The following is a 246-nucleotide window of genomic DNA, read 5'->3' as shown; positions in this document are numbered from 1 at the left end:
TTAAGCACTTGAGCTTTTGCCCGTTGGCACAAGCATCAAAGACAAAGTCGTAAGCCCAAACCTCATTGGGCCCAGTTGCTACATACGGTTGTCGATTTTGACTACGGTAACGCTTGCGCGTCCTTTTAGCGGGCACCTGTAGGCCAGCTCCAGCCCAGATGCGCGCCGTCCGATCGCGACCTAGAACAAGACCATCCCGTCTTAAAAAGATCCGAATCCGTCTGGCGCCATAGCGAGGATATTGCT

The 246-nt window shown here is 53.3% G+C and carries 1 protein-coding gene; it reads right to left on the bottom strand.

The window, feature by feature from the left end; all coding sequences use genetic code 11:
* A partial coding sequence (locus ICN39_RS11325; protein WP_216234165.1) for an IS3 family transposase occupies nt 1-246 on the bottom strand: 246 nt, incomplete at both ends.

It is taken from the genome of Polynucleobacter sp. AP-Reno-20A-A9 (assembly GCF_018882085.1).
GTDB lineage: Bacteria > Pseudomonadota > Gammaproteobacteria > Burkholderiales > Burkholderiaceae > Polynucleobacter.
The sequence above is the reverse complement of the archived record's forward strand: the minus strand, read 5'-3'. Positions and strand labels throughout refer to the sequence as shown.